Source organism: Immundisolibacter sp., from assembly GCF_041625615.1.
Classification (GTDB): Bacteria; Pseudomonadota; Gammaproteobacteria; order Immundisolibacterales; family Immundisolibacteraceae; genus Immundisolibacter.
On sequence record NZ_JBFJTF010000144.1, the window covers coordinates 1 to 5319 of the forward strand.

Annotated in this window: 5 protein-coding genes; all 5 read right to left on the reverse strand. The window is 71.7% G+C overall.

Annotated elements, in window-relative coordinates:
* A partial coding sequence (gene flgL, locus ABYX71_RS10160; RefSeq protein ID WP_372696385.1) for a flagellar hook-associated protein FlgL occupies positions 1–633 on the reverse strand: 633 nt, incomplete at its 3' end.
* Positions 633–2543 carry a flagellar hook-associated protein FlgK gene (gene flgK, locus ABYX71_RS10165; protein WP_372696386.1) on the reverse strand — a complete coding sequence of 637 codons (1911 nt, stop codon included), beginning with the start codon at positions 2541–2543 and terminating at the stop codon, positions 633–635. The genes flgK and flgL, both read right to left, overlap by 1 nt.
* Positions 2540–3427 carry a flagellar assembly peptidoglycan hydrolase FlgJ gene (gene flgJ / locus ABYX71_RS10170; RefSeq protein WP_372696387.1) on the reverse strand — a complete coding sequence of 296 codons (888 nt, stop codon included), beginning with the start codon at positions 3425–3427 and terminating at the stop codon, positions 2540–2542. Before flgJ ends, flgK begins: the two co-directional genes overlap by 4 nt.
* Before the next feature lie 4 nt (positions 3428–3431).
* The gene (locus tag ABYX71_RS10175; protein WP_372696388.1) at positions 3432–4538 is read right to left on the reverse strand and encodes a flagellar basal body P-ring protein FlgI; all 1107 of its coding nucleotides are present in this window, start codon (positions 4536–4538) and stop codon (positions 3432–3434) included.
* An 11-nt stretch (positions 4539–4549) separates the two neighbouring features.
* Positions 4550–5263 (reverse strand): flagellar basal body L-ring protein FlgH, encoded by a 714-nt coding sequence (flgH, locus tag ABYX71_RS10180; RefSeq protein WP_372696389.1) that lies wholly within the window; start codon positions 5261–5263, stop codon positions 4550–4552.
* Positions 5264–5319 lie beyond the last annotated feature (56 nt).

Genomic DNA, 5319 nt, shown 5'->3' on the forward strand with positions numbered 1-5319 from the left:
CACCGATGTGCCGCCGACCAGCAGTGTGCCGGCATTGGCCGCCCCGGCGGTCGTCACGAAACTGCCGTTACCGGCCCGCGCGCCGGCAAACACCGCCGCGCCGGTGTCGGCGATGGCGATGCTGTTGCCAGGCCCGACCTCGAGCCGGCGCTGACCGCCGTCGCCAACGTAGCGGACCACGCCGGCGCTTTCCTGGAACGGGGGGGCGGTGACGCTGTAGCCGGCGAACAGATGCTCGCCATCGGTACCGCGGCTGTTGGCCAGCGCCAGCAGTTGGCCGCGCAGCGCCTCGACCTCGGCCGCCAGGCCCGATCGCGACTGCACCGACTGCGTCGAAGACACGCCCTGCAGCGCCAGTTCGCGCACCCGCTGCAGCACGTCACCGACGCTGGCCAGAGCGCCCTCCTCGGCCATCAGGGCGGCATTGGCGCGGTTCACCGTCGCATCGAACGAGCTGCCGGCCGCCAGCGCCGCGCTGAAGCGGCTGACGCTCGCCGCACCGGCCGGGTCGTCGACCGGGTTCTCCAGGCGCAGGCCACTGCCGAGTTGGCGCTGTACCTGCGCCAGCACGGTCTCGCGCTGCTGCATGGTGGCCAGGCTGCGGGCATAGAAATCGGCTGTCGATACACGCATCACCGGGCCACCGCGTTCAGAAGACTGGCGAACATGGCGTCGCTGATCGAGATGATCTGCGCCGCCGCCTGATAGGCCTGCTGCAGCTGCACCAGGTTGGCGGCTTCCTCGTCGAGGTTGACCCCGGACACCGCCGCCTGGGAGGCCCGCGCCTGATCGACCAGCACCTGGCGCGCGTCGGCACCGATGCGCGCCTGCTGACCGGCGCTGCCGACCCGTGCCAGCAGCCCGGCGTAGCTGGTCAGCGCGCTGGCCCGCCCGCCTTCGAGCACCTGCCGCGACTCGTAGCCGGCCAGGGCCTGGGCGTTGCGGCCGTCGCCGCTGCCGCCGCTGTTCGGTTCGACACGGAACACGTCGCCGGCCGCCGGCGCACCGTCCAGGCGCACGCTCCAGCCGTTGAAACTCAGCGTGGCGCCGGCGACCGGATCGTAGGCCACGCCCGTCGCCGGCAAACCGGCACCGCTGCCGGTCACGTCGAAGGTGGTGGCCGACGTGAAGGTGATGGTGACCGGGTTCAGCAGATCGCCGGCGGGCGTCGGCAGCGACACGGCACCGGGCGCGCCGAGCTGTCCGGTACCGACGTTGCCGGCATCGACCGCGCCGCGCACCGGCCCGGCCAGCGCCAGGCGCGCCGGATCGGCAATGGCCAGACCGAACTGGCGCGCCGCATCGCCGGCCGGGTCGATCAGGTAACTGTCGCCGACCGCCAGTGCACCCGAGGCCAGGCTCAGCGTCACGCCGTCCACCGTTTCCGGGGCGCCGGGGAAGGTGCTCAGCGCGAACACCTTGCCGTCCCCCAGGCGCGTGAGCGAATACCCGCCGGCGTCGCGCGCCAGCCGATAGCGGCTGTCGGTGAGGCCAGCCACGTCGCCGATGCTGGCGTCGACCACCCCGTTGCCGGTATTGGCGCTGCCGCTCATTACGCGCGGCGCGGCGCGAAGATCGTTCCACAGGTTGCCGCCGAGCTCACCGTAGGCGTCCAGGCCCAGCTGGTGCTGCGCGTTGGCGGTGATGGCCAGTCCGGTCACCACCCGGCCCACCGAGGCGCGGGCCGGGTCCAGCACCTGACGGCGGAAATCGAGCAGGCCGCCCAGTTCGCCACCGCTCATCTGCTCGGTCACCGCGCCGGTGCCGCTCGATCCGGTGAAGTAGATCTCCGGGCGCGCCGGGTCGTACTGGCCACCGCCGATGCTCAGCGTGAACGCCTGCGTGCCGGTGACCAGCGACTGCCCGGTGCCGATCATCACGTTCAGCGTGCCGTCGTTCTGCGGAATGGTCTGCACCGCGATCTTCGAGGACAGCTGGCCGATCAGCCGGTCGCGGCTGTCGAGCAGGTCGTTGGCCGGCGCCGTGCCCGAGGTGGCGATGCGCCGGTTGACGTCGGCGATCTGGCTGGCCAGAGCGCTGATCTCGCTCACCGTGGCGGTGATGCGGCCGTTGATTTCCTGCTCCAGGCTGCGGAACGTCCCGTCCAGGGTGTGCACCCGGGTCGCCAGCGTCTGCATGCTGGACAGCGCCGCCTGGCGCGCCGAGGCGTCCTGCGGCGCCGCCGCCACCGTGCGCAGCGCCGCGTAGTAGTCCGACAGCGCGCCCTGCAGGCTGGACGAGGCGTCCGACAGCGGCGCGCCCAGGCGCGTGCTCAGGTCGGCCACCGTCTGCAGGCTTTTCTGCGCCGCCGTCTGCCCCCACAGCTCGGCCGTGACGAAGCGGTCGTAGGCGCGCTGCACGGTGGCCACCTGCACGCCGTTGCCGTAGTAGCTGTCCCCGAGGTACTGGGCCGTGGCCGGCGTGAACTCGGCCCGCTGGCGGCTGTAGCCGTCGGTGGCGACGTTGCTGATGTTGTGGGCGGTGACGTCGAGCGAGCGCTGGAACGCCAGCAGCCCGGACACTCCGATGTTCAGCGCGCTCATGCCCGTGCTCCGGCAGCAGTGTCACCGTCGAGGTCGGCCAGCAGCGGGCTGGCCATGACGCCCAGGATCTTGTCGGCGTAATCGGGGTCGGTGGCATAGCCGGCGGCCTGCAGGCCGCGGGCGAAGCCGGTCGCATCCCCGGCCGCCAGCGCCTGCCGGTAACGCGGGTTGTCGGTCAGAAAACGCAGGTAGTCGTCGAAGGCCTCGGCCGGCGAACCGTAGGCGCGAAACTGCGCCACCTCGCGCTGCAGGGCGCCGTCGCGAAACTCCAGCGTCGGCACCGTGGTCACCGCCCCGCCCCAGCCGTGGGCCTTGATGCCGAACAGGTTGTGGCTGGGCCGACCGTCCGGCGTGCGCGCCATGCGCTCGCCCCAGCCGGTTTCCAGCGCCGCCTGCGCCAGGATGACCCGGCCGTCGATGCCCAGCGCCCGACCGACGCGCTGCGCGTGCGGCCACAGCTGCGTGACGAACGCCGCCGGCGATTCGTAGCCGCCGCCCGCGGACGCGGCACCTGGCGGACGCGCCAGCGGCGGCAGGCCCGACACGCCACGCGGCAGGCTGCCGAGACCGGCCGGCGACCGTGCCGGCGATGCCGCCTCCCCACCCAGCGCGCCCACCAGCGACTGCGCGAAGCCGAGCCCCCCGTGCTGGCTCAGATCCATGGCCAGCTGCCGGTGCAGCAGGTCGCGGTACATCTGCGCCTGCGGGCCGTCCAGCAGGCCGGGTCCGAAACCGCTGTCGCGCAAGGTCTTGAGCAACTCGCCCAGGAACAGCGCCTCCGCCTGGCGCGCCACCTCGGGCGCGGCGGCCGCCGCGTCGGACCGCACGGCGGCCTTCAGGCCGGCCAGGCCGTTCGGGTCGGTGTAGACGGCGGCGGGCAGCATGGCCTCAGATCACCACCAGCTCGGCGCGCAGGGCACCCGCCTCGCGCAGCGCCTCGAGAATGGCCACCAGGTCGGACGGGCCGGCACCGACGCGGTTCACCGCCTCGACCACCTGCGCCAGCGTCACCGCCGGGCCGAACAGGAACATCGGGCTGCGCTCCTCGCTGACCTCGATCTCGCTGCGCGGCGTGACCACCGTCTCGCCACGCGAGAACGGCGCCGGCTGACTGACGTCGGCCCGCTCGGCGATGGTCACCGTGAGGCTGCCGTGCGACACCGCCGCCGGCATGACGCGCACCTCGCCGCCCATCACCACGGTACCGGTGCGGGTATTGATGACCACCCGCGCCGGCGCCGCGCCGGGATCGACCGTGAGGTTCTCGACGATGGACACGAACGCCACGCGCTGCTGCGGGTCCTGCGGCGCGCGCACCTCGATGGCGGTGGCGTCGTGACTGACCGCCGTGCCTTCGCCGAAGCTGCGGTTGATGACCTGGGCAATGCGGTTGGCGGTGGTGAAGTCGGCCCGGTTCAGCTGCAGCGTCAGCGGCCCGCCATCGGCGAACGGGCTGGGCACCTCGCGCTCGACCGTTGCGCCGCCGGGGATCAGGCCGGCGCTGGGCACGTTGACGCTGATCTTGGAGCCGTCCGCGCCGGACACGCCAAGACCACCGACCGCCACCGAACCCTGCGCCATGGCGTACACCTGGCCGTCGGCGCCCTTGAGCGGGGTCAGTAACAGGCTGCCGCCGCGCAGGCTCTTGGCATTGCCCAGCGACGACACGGTGATGTCGATGGTCTGGCCGGTGCGGGCGAACGGCGGCAGGCTGGCATGCACCACCACCGCCGCCACGTTCTTCAGCTGCGGGTTGACGTTGGCCGGCACCACCACGCCGAACTGGGCCAGCATGTTGCGGATGCTCTGGATGGTGAACGGGGTCTGGCTGGTCTGGTCGCCGGTGCCGTCCAGGCCCACCACCAGGCCGTAGCCGATCAGCTGGTTGCTGCGCACACCGGCGATGCCGGCCAGGTCCTTGATGCGCTCGGCCTGGGCCGGCGCCATCAGCACCAGCAGGCCGGCGAGCAGGATGTGTTCGATCAGACGTTTCATGGTCCGCAGCCTCAGAACGGGAACAGCGCGCTGGTGAAAAAGCGCGCCAGCCAGCCCATGACGTTGGCGTCGTTGACGGCGCCCTTGCCGGTGTAGGCGATGCGTGCGTCGGCCACCTGGGTCGACAGCACGGTGTTGTCGGTGCGGATGTCGGCCGGGCGCACGATGCCGGAAATCTGTACGTACTCCTCGCCCTGGTTGAGCTTGAGCCATTTCTCGCCGCGCACCACCAGGTTGCCGTTGGGCAGCACCTGCGCCACGGTCACCGTGACGCGACCGGTGAGTTTGTTGCTCTGGCTGCTGTTGCCGCTGCCGGAGAACTCGCGCTCGCCGCTGAGGCTGCTGGCGAGGGTGTTGTTGCTGTGGCTGGCCAGCGGCAGGGCGTTGGGCGTGTTGAACTGCACCGGCGCGCCGAGCAGGGTCGGGTTGGCGATGTCCACGCTGCTGTCCTTGCTGGTGGCCGTCTTGGCCGCCTTGCTGGCGCTGGTTTCCTCCACCAGGACCACCGTCAGCACGTCGCCGGCGCGGCGCGGCTTGACGTCCTCGAACAGGTACAGCGTGGCGCCGGGCTGGTAGCTGGCCTGGAAAATGGCGCCACCGGCCGAACCGGGCGCGGCCTGCGGCGGCTCCGGATAGGTGGCGGCAAAGTCCGGGTCCGGCTTGTGCTGCCTGCCCGCGCAGGCGGACAGCAGCGCCACCGACAGCAGGACGAGAATGGCGCGCATGGTCGTCACCCCGTTACAGGTTGTTGGTGACGAACTGCATCATCTGATCGGCGCTC